The organism is Mesorhizobium sp. L48C026A00, assembly GCF_000502375.1.
Classification (GTDB): Bacteria; Pseudomonadota; Alphaproteobacteria; order Rhizobiales; family Rhizobiaceae; genus Mesorhizobium; species Mesorhizobium muleiense.
In genome coordinates this window covers 155,947-170,765 of the sequence record NZ_AYWU01000009.1, presented here as the reverse complement: position 1 = coordinate 170,765, position 14,819 = coordinate 155,947, and the positions used below count along the sequence as shown (strand labels likewise).

At 61.3% G+C, this 14,819-nt stretch carries 12 protein-coding genes and 2 pseudogenes; 9 read left to right on the top strand and 5 right to left on the bottom strand.

Annotated elements, in window-relative coordinates:
• Positions 1-2 precede the first annotated feature (2 nt).
• The 6 genes from X738_RS59830 (at position 3) to X738_RS59805 (ending at position 6,143) form a co-directional block, all read left to right on the top strand.
• On the top strand, positions 3-1,061 hold the full coding sequence (locus X738_RS59830) for an aromatic/alkene monooxygenase hydroxylase subunit beta (RefSeq protein ID WP_023799650.1): 1,059 nt from the start codon (positions 3-5) through the stop codon (positions 1,059-1,061).
• A 17-nt stretch (positions 1,062-1,078) separates the two neighbouring features.
• Positions 1,079-1,450, top strand: coding sequence for an MmoB/DmpM family protein (locus tag X738_RS59825; RefSeq protein WP_023799649.1), 372 nt, complete (start codon positions 1,079-1,081; stop codon positions 1,448-1,450).
• Between the two features lie 73 nt (positions 1,451-1,523).
• Positions 1,524-2,546 carry an amidohydrolase family protein gene (locus tag X738_RS59820; RefSeq protein WP_031255126.1) on the top strand — a complete coding sequence of 341 codons (1,023 nt, stop codon included), beginning with the start codon at positions 1,524-1,526 and terminating at the stop codon, positions 2,544-2,546.
• A gap of 5 nt (positions 2,547-2,551) precedes the next feature.
• A complete protein-coding gene (locus tag X738_RS59815; RefSeq protein WP_023799647.1) occupies positions 2,552-3,352 on the top strand; it encodes an iron-sulfur cluster assembly protein in 801 nt (266 codons plus the stop codon).
• Positions 3,353-3,429: 77 nt separating this feature from the next.
• Positions 3,430-5,061 carry a molecular chaperone GroEL gene (locus tag X738_RS59810; protein ID WP_031255124.1) on the top strand — a complete coding sequence of 544 codons (1,632 nt, stop codon included), beginning with the start codon at positions 3,430-3,432 and terminating at the stop codon, positions 5,059-5,061.
• Positions 5,062-5,099: 38 nt separating this feature from the next.
• Entirely contained in the window at positions 5,100-6,143 is a 1,044-nt protein-coding gene (locus X738_RS59805) for an NAD(P)-dependent alcohol dehydrogenase (protein ID WP_023799645.1), read from the top strand.
• Between the two features lie 183 nt (positions 6,144-6,326).
• Here the strand turns inward: X738_RS59805 and X738_RS87080 are convergent, their stop codons facing one another.
• The 5 genes and pseudogenes from X738_RS87080 to X738_RS59790 all read right to left on the bottom strand — a co-directional run bounded on the left by X738_RS87080 (position 6,327) and on the right by X738_RS59790 (position 9,909).
• Positions 6,327-6,740 (bottom strand): helix-turn-helix domain-containing protein, encoded by a 414-nt coding sequence (locus tag X738_RS87080; protein ID WP_245277685.1) that lies wholly within the window; start codon positions 6,738-6,740, stop codon positions 6,327-6,329.
• Between the two features lie 78 nt (positions 6,741-6,818).
• Positions 6,819-6,878: pseudogene (locus X738_RS88375) on the bottom strand (hypothetical protein); the annotation flags it as partial.
• A 131-nt stretch (positions 6,879-7,009) separates the two neighbouring features.
• Positions 7,010-8,299, bottom strand: a pseudogene (locus X738_RS59800) (sigma-54-dependent Fis family transcriptional regulator); the annotation flags it as partial.
• Between the two features lie 217 nt (positions 8,300-8,516).
• Positions 8,517-8,990, bottom strand: a complete 474-nt coding sequence (locus tag X738_RS59795; protein WP_023799642.1) for a hypothetical protein — start codon at positions 8,988-8,990, stop codon at positions 8,517-8,519.
• A gap of 268 nt (positions 8,991-9,258) precedes the next feature.
• Positions 9,259-9,909, bottom strand: coding sequence for a GntR family transcriptional regulator (locus tag X738_RS59790; protein ID WP_031255123.1), 651 nt, complete (start codon positions 9,907-9,909; stop codon positions 9,259-9,261).
• Positions 9,910-10,109: 200 nt separating this feature from the next.
• On the opposite strand from X738_RS59790, the gene X738_RS59785 reads away from it, so the two are divergent.
• From X738_RS59785 to X738_RS59775, 3 genes are all read left to right on the top strand, one after another.
• Positions 10,110-11,504 carry a malonyl-CoA decarboxylase gene (locus X738_RS59785; RefSeq protein WP_023799640.1) on the top strand — a complete coding sequence of 465 codons (1,395 nt, stop codon included), beginning with the start codon at positions 10,110-10,112 and terminating at the stop codon, positions 11,502-11,504.
• A gap of 22 nt (positions 11,505-11,526) precedes the next feature.
• Positions 11,527-13,047 (top strand): malonate--CoA ligase, encoded by a 1,521-nt coding sequence (locus X738_RS59780; RefSeq protein ID WP_023799639.1) that lies wholly within the window; start codon positions 11,527-11,529, stop codon positions 13,045-13,047.
• Between the two features lie 290 nt (positions 13,048-13,337).
• Complete coding sequence (locus X738_RS59775) at positions 13,338-14,687, top strand: SLC13 family permease (protein WP_023799638.1); 1,350 nt, start codon at positions 13,338-13,340, stop codon at positions 14,685-14,687.
• Positions 14,688-14,819 lie beyond the last annotated feature (132 nt).

Genomic DNA, 14,819 nt, shown 5'->3' with positions numbered 1-14,819 from the left:
CTATGCCAGCTATCTCGAGTTCAGTCGGATCCGGAGCCGCCGGCGCGGCGATCTTTGCCGATTCCGACAGCCGGAAGTACCGGTATTTCGACCCGAAGGGCCAGCGCGCCACGCACTACGAAGACATGACGGTCGACGTGCAGCCTGACCCGGAGCGTTACTTGATCCAGGACTGGATCATCTCCTTTGCCGACGGCAAGGGCGCTTATGTCAAGCAGAACACTGCTGCGCAGAGTTCCAACTGGCATGCCTTTCGCGCCCCCGATCAGGAGTGGGAACGCACGCACTACCAGCGCCAGTCGAAAATCGAGACGATGGTGCAGAGCGTCATCAACAACGCCCGCAAGTCGGGGGCGCCCAAGACCTTCGACAAGGCCTGGGTCAAGATTCTGCAGACGCAGCTCGGCGCCTGGAAGCACTCCGAATTCGGGCTCGGCACCTCGCTGATGCAGGCGCAGCGCTACGGCTACACCCAGATGATCAACAACGCGACGCTGACCAACTCGTCCTACAAGCTTCGGCTTGCCCAGGACATCACGCTCTACCTTGCCGAGATCGGCATGGACCTTCCCGGCTGGGACGACGAACTTGGCAAGAAGGCCTGGCTCGAGGACAACAACTGGCAAGGTACCCGCGAGGCGGTCGAAACCATCATGGGCGCGACCGACTATCTCGAACAGTATTTCGCCATCAACATCGTCTTCGAGCCGCTGGTCGGGGAAGCATTCCGCTCAGGCTTCCTGATGCAGATCGCCGCCGCCAACCACGACTTCATAACGCCTGCGGTGATCTCGGCCGCCGAGGCCGACTACGAACGCAACCTCGCCAACACGATCGACCTCATGCACATGCTCGCCAACGACGAGAAGCACGGCGCGGCGAACAAGAAGCTCTTCCAGGGCTGGGTCGAGAAACACGGCGCGCTCGCCGACAAGGCAGCCACCGGCCTGCAGCCGATCTGGTCGATGCCGCATTCCAAGCCGGTCGCATTTGCGGATGTCCGTGCCAAATCCGAGGAACGGATTGGTCAGATACTCCGCGAACTTGGCCTCAAGCGCTGACACAGGGAGAAACCGTCATGTCAACTGCAGCACGCGACGCATCGCAATCCAACATCTTCAGGGCGATGAAGGACATCACCTTCGAACAGACGATTTCGCATCAGTGCGGCGTCACCATGAACGACTCGGTGGAAGCCAGGGCCATCGCTGAATTCATGGGCCTGAAGCCGAACGTGACCGTAACCTACCAACCGGCGATGATCCGGATCGACGGCACCGGCAAACTGATCTTCAAAATGGACGAGATCAGCGAATATCTCGGCCGCGAGATGACGGCGGAAACGTTCGAGGTCAACAGCTCGACCCACTACGGGCGGATGGTGCGCATCGACGACAACACCGTGATCCTGTTCGGCAACATGGACGAGATGTTCGAATACATCGAATAGCCAGCAAAAAATCAGGCGTGCCGGCTGGTTGCGGCACGCCGAACCGATCAACACGCATCTTGCGGAGGAAAGAATGTTTAGGACACCGGAAGGCAAGGATATTTTCGTGGTCGACGGCCACACCCATTTCTGGGACGGCAGCCCGGAAAACCAGAAGAATATTCACGGCAAGCAGTTTATCGATTGCTTCTACGCCTATCACACGGGGATGAGCCCCAAGGACCAGCTGTGGGAGAAGAGCAAGTTCGAGAAATACAGTGCCGACGATCTCTATCGCGACCTGTTCATCGACGGTCCAGATGACATGGCGATCGTCCAGTCGACCTATCTCAAGGACTTCTACAAGAACGGCTTCAACACGATCGAGCGCAACGCCGAGGTGGCCAAGCGTTATCCGGAGCGTTTCATCGTCAACGGCGCCTTCGATCCGCGGGACGGTGAGAAGGCGCTTGAGTACATCCATTTCCTCAAGGAGACCTACGACGTCAAGGGCGTGAAGATGTACACGGCCGAATGGAACGGCGCCTCCAAGGGCTGGAAGCTCACCGATCCCGATGCCTACAAATGCTTCGAACTCTGCGACAAGCTTGGCATCAGGAACATTCACGTCCACAAGGGCCCGACGATCCTGCCGCTCTCGAAGGATGCGTTCGACGTGCATGACGTCGATCATGCGGCGACGGATTTCCAGGGCCTCAACTGGGTCATCGAGCATTGCGGCCTGCCGCGTCTTGACGATTTCTGCTGGATCGCGACCCAGGAAACCAACGTCTATGGCGGGCTTGCGGTAGCGCTGCCCTTCATCCATTCCCGCCCGCGCTATTTCGGCGAGGTCATCGCCGAACTGCTGTTCTGGATCGGGCCGGAGAAAATCCTGTTCGGTTCCGACTACGCGATCTGGACGCCACGCTGGCTGGTCGAGAAATTCTGGGCCTACCAGATCCCCGACGACATCGCCGCAGAACGCGGCGTGCAACTGACCGACGAGATCAAGGAGAAGATCCTCGGTCTTAATGCCGCGCGTCTCTACAACATCGACATCGCAGCCAAGAAGAAGGCGCTCGCCAGTTCGCCCTTCAGCATCGCGGCGGAGTAGGGGCCATGGCAACCGCCGCCAGCGTTTCCGGCAACCGCGAGAAGGAGCTCTGGCGGTGCCTTGGTGAGGTCAATGACCCCGAACTCGACGAACCGATTACCGAGATGGGCTTCGTCGAGCGAGCCGTGATGACGGGCGATGGCAGCGTGGAGATAGATTTCCGCCTGCCGACCTACTGGTGCTCGCCCAACTTCGCGTTCCTGATGCTGGACGGCGTCCGCAAGGCGCTCGACCAACTCTCATGGTCGCCGGCCTATCGCGTCAAGCTGCACGACCACATGTTCGCGGAAGAGGTCAATCGCGGCATGGCAGCCGGCAAGACATTCGGCGATATTTTCGCTGAACTTGCCGAGGATCAGGATCTCGGCGCCTTGCGCGAAACCTTCAGGATGAAGGCATTCAAGCGGCGCCAGGAGGCGGTTTTGCGGGGCCTTCGGCAGCATGGTCTGACGGATCGGGAAATCCTCGGCATGGACCTGCCGGCATACGACGTCGCGCGGCTCGAGGCGGGCGAAGCGGCCAAACAGAAGCCGAGATACCGGGCGGCTCTGATCGAGCGTTTTCCCGGCCGCCGGGCGGATGATCCTGTCTTCGTGACCTGGGAAGGGCAACGCATACAGACTGCCGCACTCGGCGCCCATCTCGCTGAACTGCGCGGTGTGCGCGTCAATATGGAGTTCAACGGCGCGCTTTGCCGTGGGCTCAAGCAGACCAGATACAAGGAACTGTATGTGGTCGACGGCGAACCGACACTGGTCGATTTCATCATGGATCGCGTGCCGGCACGAGCCGCGCCGACCGCCTGAAGTAGAGCCGAAAACAACGGCCTCCCTTGCACGAGGCCCCTAACCAACAACCCGCCCGTAAGGCGGAAGGAGGAATCATGCCCAAAATAATGCTTCACAACTCCGACGCCCGTCGTGCTCTCGCCCGTGGCGTCTTCCGGCTGGCCGCTGCCGTCGAGCCGACGCTCGGCCCCAAAGGCATGAACGCGATGATCGATCGGCCGATCGGCACGCCGATGGTGACCCGTGACGGCGTCAGCATCGCCTCCGAGATCGAATTGCACGACCGTTTCGAAAACATGGGCGCGCAGGTCGTTCGCGAAGTGTCGATGCAAACCAACGAGGTCGCCGGCGACGGTACCACGACTGCCATCGTGCTCGCCAACGCTCTCATCCAGGGCGGTGTGGAGGCGAATGAACGCGGCGTGAAATCCGTCGATCTGTGCAAGGGTATCGACCTTGCCGTGACAGCGGTGGTGGCGGCGCTCAAGGCTTCGGCCAAACCGGCTAAGGGCAACGGCATTCTCGCCTCGGTCGCCAACATTGCGGCGACCAATGCCAAGCTTGGCGCACTGGTGGCGGAAGCCCACCAGCGGGTGGGGGCCGAAGGCGTCATCACCACGGACTTCAGCGTCACCACCGAGACCACGCTCGATGTGGTCGAGGGCATGTCCTTCGACCGCGGCTATCTCTCTCATCACATGGTGACTGACCAGGAGAAGATGGAGGCTGTTCTCGAACGGCCGTACATCCTGATGACCGATCTCAAGATCAAGCAGCCCGAGGCGCTGGATGCGGCTCGCCGCATTGCCGCCGAGGATGGTCGGCCGCTGCTGATCGTGTCCGAGGAAATGTCGCCGGAAGTCGTGGTAACGCTGCTCGGCAAGCAAGGACCTGGAAAATACCTCGTTGTCCATCCGCCGGAATATGGCCATTGGCGCAAGGCGATGATGGAGGATCTGGCGATCATCACCGGCGGCAAGGTGATCGCGCGCGACCTCGGCGGTCGGCTGGAGGACATCACCGCCGACGATCTCGGAACGGCTGACCGGGTGAAGACCAGTTCGTCCTACACCTCGATCATCCGCGGCGGCGGCGACCACGCGGCAATCGCGTCGCGTCGCGCTCAGGTGCAGCGGCAGTATGAAGCTTCGCCGCCGAATATCGATCAGGACAAGTTGCGCGAACGCCTGGCCAAGCTTTCTGGCGGCACCGCGATTCTCTATGCCGGCGGTGTCACGCCGGTCGAGCAAAAGCGAACCATTCAGCTCATCGAGGATTCGCTGAATGCGGTGCGCGCCGCATCCGAAGAGGGCGTGGTCGCCGGAGGTGGCTCGGCGCTTGCCCAGATCGCGCCGCTGCTCGACAAGGTGGCGGCAGACGTCGACGGCGATGTCGCCGAAGGCGTGCGCCTGGTGCGATCGGTGCTGTCGCGGCCGCTCTGGCGCATAGCCGTCAATGCCGGCGCCGATCCCGAAGCGGTCGTGGCGGAAGTCACGCGCATCAACGGCGGCTACGGCTACAACGCGTCTGCCGGCAGCTACCAGAACATGTTCGAGGCAGGGATCATTGATCCGGTCCGCGTCACCTACACAGCATTCGCCAACGCAGCTTCGGTCGCGACGCTGATCCTGACCACCGAAACGCTGATCGGCCATCTCGCCGAGGACGAGGACCCGACGGCCGGACCGGCTCGCGGTGGCGGTTCTGAAAAGCTCGGCCGTGCCTGAAGCAATCCGAACAATCTCGACGTTGAAAGGATACGACGATGAAAGCTGCCAGACTGTACGAATACGACCCGCATATGAACGTCCAGCTCAGGGTCGAGGAGGTCAAGGCGCCGACCATTACCGCTCCCGACGAGGTCATAGTGCGGGTAGGTGCCGCCGGCCTCTGCCGCACCGACCTCCACATCATCGAGGGTGTGTGGAAGCCGACCATGGATCCAGAGGGGACGCTGCTGCCTTACATCATGGGCCATGAAAATGCAGGCTGGGTCGAGGAGGTCGGCAGCGGCGTCAGGTCGGTCAAGCGCGGTGACGCCGTGATCTGCCACCCCTTCCGCTCGTGCGGCATCTGCCTCAACTGCCGCCACGGCGAGGATATGTACTGCGATAACGGCCAATTTCCGGGCCTCGGCATGAATGGCGGTTTCGCGGAGTATTTCATCACCAGCGAGCGTTCGTTGATCAAGCTGAACGCCAACGTCACGCCGATCGAGGTGGCGCCGCTTGCCGACGCCGGCATCACCGCTTATCGCGCCGCCAAGCGCGCCGCCAAACTGCTGCGACCAGGGAGCTATTGTGTGCTGCTCGGCATAGGCGGGCTCGGCCACATCGCGCTGCAATCGCTGCACGCGATCTCGGGCTGCCGCATCATCGCCGTCGATCGCGAGCCGGCAGCACAGGTGCTGGCCAAGGATCTCGGCGCCGACTTCGTCCTCGATGGCGGACCGAACGTCATCGAGGAGGTCAGCCAGATCACCGGCGGAGGCGCCCATGTGGTCATCGATTTCGTCGGCGAGCTCGGCGTCGAAAACATCTGCTGGAAGATGGTGCGCAAGGGCGGGCAACTGTTCGTCGTCGGCTATGGCGGCAATATCAATGTGCCGACCGCCCATCTCGTCATCGAGGAGATCAACATCGGCGGCAGCCTGGTCGGCAATTTCATCGAGCTTGTCGAACTGATGGAGCTCAACGCCGACGGCAAGGTGAAGATGCACTACACCGAATACAACCTTGCCAGCATCAACACCGCGCTCGACGATTTCAAGAACCGTCGGTTCACCGGTCGCGGAGTCATCGTGCCCTGAAATGTATGGACCGGATTTCGCGCGGACGCGGTGTCCGGTCACATCTAGACGGAGAGAAAGGGTCCAAGCGTCATAACCAAGATCGGCGCTGCTGTGGTAATTTCGCTGACCATTGGCATGACTTTCCCCAGCCAGTGGCGCGAATGCCGCGCGGCGCTTTTGTGCCGGTGACGGGTTCTGATCCTAGAGGAAACCGCGGCGGATGCCGTATTGGTCGAGTTTGCGATAGAGCGTCGGCCGGGAAATACCGAGCCGCCGCGCGACCCGACTGAGATTGCCGCCCTCGGCTGCCAATGCGTTCTTCATCGCCTGGCGTTCCGCCTCGACGAGTGTGCCTCCTGGCGACTCGGCCGACAGGGTCTTGCCATCATCGGACGTGGCGCTGGGCGCCGCGATTTCACCGGGGAGATCGTGGAGCCCGATATCTCGGCCCCGCGCCAGGACATGCAACCGCCCGATGAGGTTCCTCAGTTCGCGTACATTGCCCGGCCATTGATAGGCGAGCAGGGCATCGAGCGCTTCTTGGGAAAATTCCAGCGGGTCCTCGCCCGCTGCGGTGGCGATCTGCCGGTTGAAATGTTCGACCAGCAGCAGCACATCCTCGCCACGCTCGCGCAGCGGTGGAACAGTGATCGAAACCGCGCCAATTCGATAGTAGAGATCGCGGCGGAATCGGCCTGCGGCAATTTCGTGCTTGAGATCGCGATTGGTCGAGGCGACCAGGCGCACATCCACCGGGCGGCCCCGGCTGTCGCCAATGCGGTTGACCACGCGCTCTTCCAGGACACGCAGCAGAAACGGCNCAGAAACGGCTGGATCTCGAGCGGCAATTCGCCGATCTCGTCGAGACTGAGGACGCCGCCATGGGCGAGCTCGAAAACCCCCGGTTTGCCTTCACGCGAGGCGCCGGTAAAGGCGCCGGCGACATGGCCGAACAACTCGCTGCCGAACAGGTCCCTGGTGATCGCCCCGCAATTCATGGCGATGAACGGATCGTTCGCCGTGCGCCGGCTGCCGGCATGGACAAGCCGCGCAAACAGCTCTTTCCCGACCCCTGTTTCACCCTCGACCAACAGCGATGTTACGCTGCTCGACCGGGCGACGCGGCGGGCGACGTCGATGGCGGCATGCAGCGCTTCGCTTTCGCCGACGATCATGGCGACAGCATCCTGAAGATGCTTGTTCACTTCCCGGTGGACCACCGCCGCACTGGAGACTGCCGGCACGGAGGGGAACACCAGCGCCGCGCCGCGGAGGTCGCCATCGAGCTTGAGCGGGGTGATATGGCAGGATCGCAGATGGGCCGGCAGCGCCCTGGCAAGGTCGGCTTCGGAGCCGGAGGACGGAAGGTTCATCAGCCAGCGGCCACGACCTGGCTCCATCGGGCCGTCCATCATCTCAGTGGCCTCGCCATCAGGCACATTGTTGCAGAAGATGGCACGACCGCGGTGGTCGACGATTACCAGCCCGTCCTTTCGGCGGTAGCCGGGAGCCGATGAAATGAAAGCTTCGAGCAGGCGCGTGCGCTGTTCCTGCTGCTGTTCGGCCAATGCCTTTTCGATCTGCCGGGCTGTCGCGGCGACGAGCGCGGTGTTGTGCGGCCTGAAGATCGGCGAATAGCCTGACAGGTCGACCACACCGATGATCTTGCCGTCCAGCGGGTCGCGAATCGGCGCGCCGGCGCAGGTCCAGGATTTGATGCCGGCACAGAAATGCTCGGCCGCATGCACGAAAGTCGGCTCGCCGGTCCACAGCGCCGTACCGATGCCGTTCGTCCCGACGGCATCCTCGTTCCATTTGCCGCCGATGGCCAAGTGGATATCCATGCCGTCATGCAGCGTCTTCTTGTCGCCGATGGCGTCGATCAGCACGCCGTCGCTGTCGGCCAGAACCAGCATCGCGCCGGTCCCGTCCAGTAACTGGCCAAGCGACGCGAACGACCGCCGCGCCGCCGAAAGCAGTTCTGCATTGGCCCGGGTAAGATATTCGATTTCGTCGCGATCACTGCTCAGCGGCGCTTCAATGCCTTGAGCGTTGATGCCGCCGGTGGCACTGCGATACCAGGAATCGTGAATGAGGGAGCGGACGTGGCTTGGGTGGACAGCATCGCCGGCGCATTTGGGCTCGTCAGCCAGGAAACTTTCCCAGGCGCGCATGGTGGCATGCTCGTCATAGTCGATGTTGCTCAGAGCCATTTGGCCGGTGGCCAGCGACCTACGGGCCGGAAGGGCATCGATCTTCATCTGATTGGGGGCTATCTCGCGTTTCATTCAGTCATCACAGAACCTTTGAGGCATGCCATTTCTGTATGCTGTCGCGTTCGTAGGCTGCCGCGAGTTGGACGTGAAGAAGCACGCCCAGGCGTTAGCCTGATCAGTTGATGCCGAGTTTCGCGCCGATGTCGAAGGCAAGCTGTTCTTCGGTATAGGTGGCAGCGAGGCGGGATCCGTCCAACTCGGCAAGCGCTTCGGCGACGGTTTCGTCGACCGGCGAGAAGAAGCCATTCTGCTTCGTCGCCAGAACGAAGATCTGGTCCCCGCCGCGGTCGCGGATATCGCCGATATGATGAAGTTGACGGCCGGTGTTCCGATCCTTCGAAATGACGCGGCCGTTCATGGTGACTTGGATGGACGGCTTGGCCTCGGCAACCGGTGCCGCGCCGCCGCCAACATGGATGATCAGGCCTTCCGCCTTTGGTTGCTGTCGTGGCTTCCTGGAAGCTGAATAGCCGCCACCGCTGATCTGGTCGGCAAGGCGGACGATGGTCGAGCGGTTCTGCTCGATCAGTCTTTTGACTTGTGCGTCCTCGCGCCGCGGGCCATCCCGCTTGGAGATAATCTCGACCATGAATCCTCCCAGATTCGCTCCGCGTCGCCGTTTCTACGGCTCAATTCTTCTTTTGCGGTGAACCCTATACCGCCTCGGCGAAGTTCGCCATTCATATCAAGATAGCGCCAAAATTTGCTTTGCTGGTAGCAGGCGGCTGCTACACGGGATTTCCGATAACCGGAACGCCCGCTTGCTCAGATGCACGCCCGCTGTCATGCCGGCCTCGGCATGCGGCTTGGCTTCATTGAGGCGACGGTGAAAGGCGAGAGGCTCGACTTGTGACGGACTATCTGCTCGCCAGCGTCGCTACAAGATCGCTGAAGCGTTCGCCCTGGATGCTGACATGCTGCCGCAGGAGCGTGCGCGCCTGCTCCGCGTCGCCAGCGAGGATTGCTTCCACGATCGCGCCATGCTCGGCGAACGACGTGGCAACGCGGTTGCGCACGCGCAGTTGGAGACGCCTGTAGGGCTGCAGACGGCGATGCAGTGCGACGCACTGCTCGGCCAGAAAACCGCTGTGGCTGGCAGTGTAGATAGCTTTGTGAAAGCGCTCGTTATCGTAATAATAGGCGTCGCTGTTGCCGGCCGAAGACGAACGCTCGCAATCTGCATGCGCGGCCAGGATCGTGGTGCGATCGGCATCGGTGAACCGTCGCGCGGCCAGCGAACCGGCCAAGCCTTCAAGTTCCGCCATCACCTCGAACATTTCGAAAATGCGGTGCGGTCCCGGATCGATCACCACGGCACCCCGGCGCGGCCGGATCTCCACCAGCCCGATTGCGTTCAACTGCATCAGCGCCTCGCGCACCGGCGTCCTCGACACGCCGAAGCGTGTTGCCAATTGCACCTCGTCCAGTCGTGCACCGGGGGCGAAGTCGTTCGAGATTATGCCGTTTTCAATCTCGTCACGTAGGCGCTGAACGACATTCTCCGACATTTTCTGGGCCTTCCAATGCAGCATGATAAATCTTGTATGCAAGAACATTGACTTTGCGTACAAGAACGTTTAAGAACAATACCACAAAAGGCAAGTCGCACACAAATGGGTGGACGCATCCGAGCACCCGGCACGCGTCGAGGCCGCGCGGCGGGTCTGCTTGCGCCGATTTCGATTTTTTTGCCAGGAGGGACTCCGACATGGCAGGCATCTCGTTCTTTAGCGATATGGTGCAAAGCATTACCGATCGCGGCCGCAGGCTGGTTGCGGCAGGGGCGCGCAGCGAACCGGTCCAAGCCGAGACGAATATCGAAACACTCTGCGACATGCTGTTGTCCAGCCGGGGCGAGGCCTCGGGCATGGCATTGGCCGCCGAGGTCCTTCAGCGCTGGGCCCAACTGGACGCGGCCGGTCAGCAAGACTTCGCGCGTATGCTGCACGAACAGTTCGGCCCAGACATCGCCAAGCTTGACAAAGCCATCGAGCGCTACCGCAGCGACAGGAGCTCGGACGCCGTCATCGAACTGCACCAGGCCGCCGAGCCGCGTCGCCAGGAACTGGTGCGCAGACTGAACCTGGCCCCCAAAGGCACGGCAAGGCTGGTGGAGATGCGCGAACGCCTATTGGCCATGAAGGATGCGACGGAACCGTTTCGCGCTGTCGATGCCGACTTCGCCCACCTGTTCGGCTCATGGTTCAACCGCGGTTTTCTGACCCTGCGTCCGATCGACTGGTCCACGCCAGCTGACATCCTGGAGAAGATCATCAAATACGAGGCGGTGCATGAAATCGCCGGCTGGGAGGAGCTGCGGCGGAGGCTAGCTCCAGCCGACCGCAGATGCTTTGCGTTCTTCCACCCGCGTCTCGCAGACGATCCGCTGATCTTCGTCGAGGTTGCGCTGACCAGGGCGATTCCCTCTGCCATCGCTGATGTGCTCGATGTAAACCGTTCGCCGATCACGGCCCAGGACGCCACCACCGCTGTCTTCTATTCTATCTCCAACTGCCAGGACGGACTGCGTGGCATCTCTTTCGGGAATTTTCTGATCAAGCAGGTGGTGGAGGATTTGCGCCGCGACCTGCCCGGCTTGAAGACCTTCGTGACGCTGTCGCCGGTTCCGGGTTTCGCTGGCTGGCTGGCAAAACTGCGCAAGGCGGCCGATGCCAGCCTCGATGATCGGACCCTCAAGACGCTCGAGCTGCTGGACGATCCGGGCTGGGCGGACAATCCGCAGAAGGCACAGGCCGTTGAAGCGGTGCTTCTCCCGCTCGCCGCACGCTATTTCATTAGGGAACGAGCCACCGGCAGACGGCCGGTCGATCCTGTGGCGCGTTTTCATTTGGGCAACGGCGCTCGCCTTGAACGGCTGAACTTCCTCGCCGATCGCTCCGCCAAGGCGATGCGGCAGTCCCACGGCTTGATGGTCAACTACTTTTACAAGTTGGACGACATCGAGGCGAACCACGAAGCCTTGGCGCAGCATGGCGAAATAGCCGCTTCGCCGGAGGTAAGAAAACTGGCGGCAACCGCTTCGACCGACACCGATATCGCGGCCCCGGTTCATCGACGCCGCACCGAAATGCAGAAAACCTAATAAGCAGATTGGGAGGAGTTCAATGAGCAATCATCTGTTCGACGCCATGCGAGCATCCGCTAAGTCAGGCGAGTCGATTTTCATCGAGACTATTGATGGTCAGCGTTGGACCTATGCAGATGCGCTGCGGCTCTCCGGACAGATCGCCAGCGCAATTGATGTGCTCGGCGTTCGCCCGGGCGACCGCGTCGCGGTCCAGGTGGACAAGAGCCCGCAGGCTCTGATGCTCTATCTCGCATGCGTGCGCTGCGGGGCGATCTATCTGCCGCTGAATACCGCCTATACGCTGGCTGAACTCGACTATTTTATCGGTGACGCCGAACCGCGGCTCGTCATCGTCTCCTCGAAGTCGCGAACTGATGTCGAGACGATCGCGCACGGCTACGGCGCGATTGTCGAAACGCTCGATGCGGACGGCGCCGGGTCGCTCATGGAGTTGGCCCGGGACGAGTCTGACGATTTTCTCGACGCGGCGCGCGCGCCTGACGATCTCGCCGCGATCCTGTACACATCTGGAACCACCGGCCGTTCCAAGGGCGCAATGCTGACGCACGACAACCTTTTGTCCAATGCAATAGCACTGCGCGAATGGTGGCAGGTGACGGCAGCCGACCGGCTGATCCACGCGCTGCCGATTTTTCACACGCATGGGCTCTTCGTGGCGACCAATGTCACACTCATCGCCGGCGCCTCGATGTTTCTGCTGCCAAAGTTCGATCCGGAGGAAATCCTTTCTCTGATGCCGCGGGCGACGCTGATGATGGGCGTGCCGACCTTCTATGTCCGGTTGCTGCAGCATGAGGGCCTGAACCGGGAGACGGTCGCCAACATCAGGCTGTTCATCTCCGGCTCGGCGCCGTTGCTCGCTGAAACGCACGCCGCATTCGAGCAGCGCACCGGTCACGCCATTCTCGAACGCTACGGCATGACCGAAACCAACATGAACACCTCAAACCCCTATGACGGCGAGCGAAGGGCAGGGACAGTAGGTTTCCCACTCCCGGGCGTGTCGGTGAGGGTCACCGATCCGGCCACCGGCGAGACGCTCGGACCAGGCAAAACCGGCATGATCGAGATCAAGGGCCCGAACGTTTTCCGGGGTTATTGGCGGATGCCTGAAAAGACCGCGGCGGAGTTCACCAAGGACGGCTATTTCATCAGCGGCGACCTCGGCAAGATCGATGAGGCGGGCTATCTCCACATCGTCGGCCGCGACAAGGACCTGGTGATCTCCGGCGGCTACAACATCTACCCGAAGGAAGTCGAGGGTGAGATCGATCAACTCGACGGCGTCGCCGAGAGTGCGGTCGTCGGCATTGCACATCCGGATTTCGGCGAGGGGGTGACGGCCATCGTGGTGCTCAAGCCCGGTGCCACAATGGACGAAAAGGCCGTGCTGAACGCGCTGCGCGACCGCCTCGCGCGCTACAAGCAGCCGAAACGGGTGATCTTCGCCGAGGACCTTCCGCGCAACACCATGGGAAAGGTGCAGAAGAACCTTCTGCGCGACCGGTTCAGCAACCTTTACATGCCCGCCTCCTAGAGCATGATGCCGAAAAGTGTGAAGCGGTTTTCGGACGACATCATGCTCTATCTCTTTGATTTAGAGCCGGATTNATGCCGAAAAGTGTGAAGCGGTTTTCGGACGACATCATGCTCTATCTCTTTGATTTAGAGCCGGATTCAGATTTCAGGTCGACTCCTGAAATCATCCGGCTCTAGGAGGCGCTGACGACCCTGCGTTGGTGCTTGGGAGCGAGACCAACGCAGGCTGATCTACCACCGATGGAAATGAGAACGGGCGCCTGAAGGCGTTTCCCGAGGGAGGAAGCTATGAACATCCAGATTCTGTCGATTGCGCTGCTGATCGGCATGTTCGTGATCGCCACCATGCAGCCGATCAATATGGGCGCGCTCGCCTTCGCATGCGCCTTTCTGGTCGGCTCGCTCGTCATGGCGATGAAGCCGGCGGAAATATTTGCTGGCTTCCCGAGCGACCTCTTCCTGACATTGGTCGGCATTACCTACCTGTTCGCCATCGCCCAGATCAACGGTACTATCGATTGGCTGGTCGAGGGCGCGGTCAAACTGGTGCGCGGACATGTGGCGTGGATTCCCTGGGTCATGTTCCTGGTCGCGGCCGTCATCACCGGCTTCGGTGCGCTTGGACCTGCGGCGGTCGCCATCCTGGCCCCGGTGGCGCTGGGTTTTGCGTTCCAGTACCGCATCAATCCGGTCATGATGGGATTGATGGTTATTCACGGTGCACAGGCGGGCGGCTTTTCGCCGATCAGCGTCTATGGCGGCATTACCAACCAGATCGTCGAAAAGGCGGGGTTGCCGTTCGCGCCGACATCACTGTTTCTCTCCAGCTTCTTCTTCAATCTGGCCATCGCCGTCCTCGTATTCTTCGTCTTCGGCGGCTCGAAGGTGCTGCGTAAGTATTCGGTCGCGTCGGGACCGCTGCCTGACCTCCACCCCGAAGGCGTCACGCAGTCAATCGTCGGCCACGGCGGCACGCCGGCTACTCCGATCAGCCATCACGTCTTTGAGGAGCAGACAAAAAATGTGTCGGCGCTTTCCGACCTGACTACGGAAAGGCTGACGACATTAGTCGGCCTAACCGCGCTCGCGGTCGGCGCACTTGTCTTCAAGTTCAATGTCGGCCTGGTGGCGATCACCGTCGCGGTCGCGCTCGCGCTCCTCTCGCCAAAGACCCAAAAGGCAGCGATCGACAAGGTCAGCTGGTCGACGGTGCTCCTGATCGCCGGCATCATCACCTATGTCGGCGTCATGGAGAAGATCGGCACGATCGACTACGTCGCCCAAGGCATTTCAAGCCTGGGCATGCCGCTGCTGGTTGCACTCCTCCTCTGCTTCACCGGCGCCATTGTATCGGCATTCGCCTCGTCCACGGCATTGCTGGGAGCCATCATTCCACTGGCCGTGCCCTTCCTCCTGCAGGGACAGATCAGTGCCATAGGTGTGGTTGCGGCGATCGCGATCTCCACCACCATCGTCGACACCAGCCCGTTTTCGACCAACGGTGCGCTGGTCGTCGCCAATGCCCGGGAAGCAGAGCGCGAGGGCGTGCTGAATACGTTGCTGATCTACAGCGCGCTTATCGCCATCATCGGCCCTGTCATGGCCTGGCTGGTTTTCGTGGTCCCCGGTTTGGTTTGAACGGTCGGCCAATCAGTCTGGCCGCTCCGGTGCAATTTGACCGGCGGCCAGGCTTGAGCCGAAATGATCTGATCGGCGTCAACAAGAAAAAAGGCGGCGCAGGCGGAGCTGATTGCCTATCAAGGCAGCCGT

Excerpts from the sequence above, each read along its gene's own strand:
- X738_RS59815 (WP_023799647.1), top strand. The coding sequence starts at position 2,552 with ATGGCAACCGCCGCCAGCGTTTCCGGCAACCGCGAGAAGGAGCTCTGG.
- X738_RS59805 (WP_023799645.1), top strand. The coding sequence starts at position 5,100 with ATGAAAGCTGCCAGACTGTACGAATACGACCCGCATATGAACGTCCAG.
- X738_RS59820 (WP_031255126.1), top strand. The coding sequence starts at position 1,524 with ATGTTTAGGACACCGGAAGGCAAGGATATTTTCGTGGTCGACGGCCAC.
- X738_RS59795 (WP_023799642.1), bottom strand. The coding sequence starts at position 8,990 with ATGGTCGAGATTATCTCCAAGCGGGATGGCCCGCGGCGCGAGGACGCA.
- X738_RS59830 (WP_023799650.1), top strand. The coding sequence starts at position 3 with ATGCCAGCTATCTCGAGTTCAGTCGGATCCGGAGCCGCCGGCGCGGCG.
- X738_RS59785 (WP_023799640.1), top strand. The coding sequence starts at position 10,110 with ATGGCAGGCATCTCGTTCTTTAGCGATATGGTGCAAAGCATTACCGAT.
- X738_RS59780 (WP_023799639.1), top strand. The coding sequence starts at position 11,527 with ATGAGCAATCATCTGTTCGACGCCATGCGAGCATCCGCTAAGTCAGGC.
- X738_RS59825 (WP_023799649.1), top strand. The coding sequence starts at position 1,079 with ATGTCAACTGCAGCACGCGACGCATCGCAATCCAACATCTTCAGGGCG.
- X738_RS59775 (WP_023799638.1), top strand. The coding sequence starts at position 13,338 with ATGAACATCCAGATTCTGTCGATTGCGCTGCTGATCGGCATGTTCGTG.
- X738_RS59810 (WP_031255124.1), top strand. The coding sequence starts at position 3,430 with ATGCCCAAAATAATGCTTCACAACTCCGACGCCCGTCGTGCTCTCGCC.
- X738_RS59790 (WP_031255123.1), bottom strand. The coding sequence starts at position 9,909 with ATGTCGGAGAATGTCGTTCAGCGCCTACGTGACGAGATTGAAAACGGC.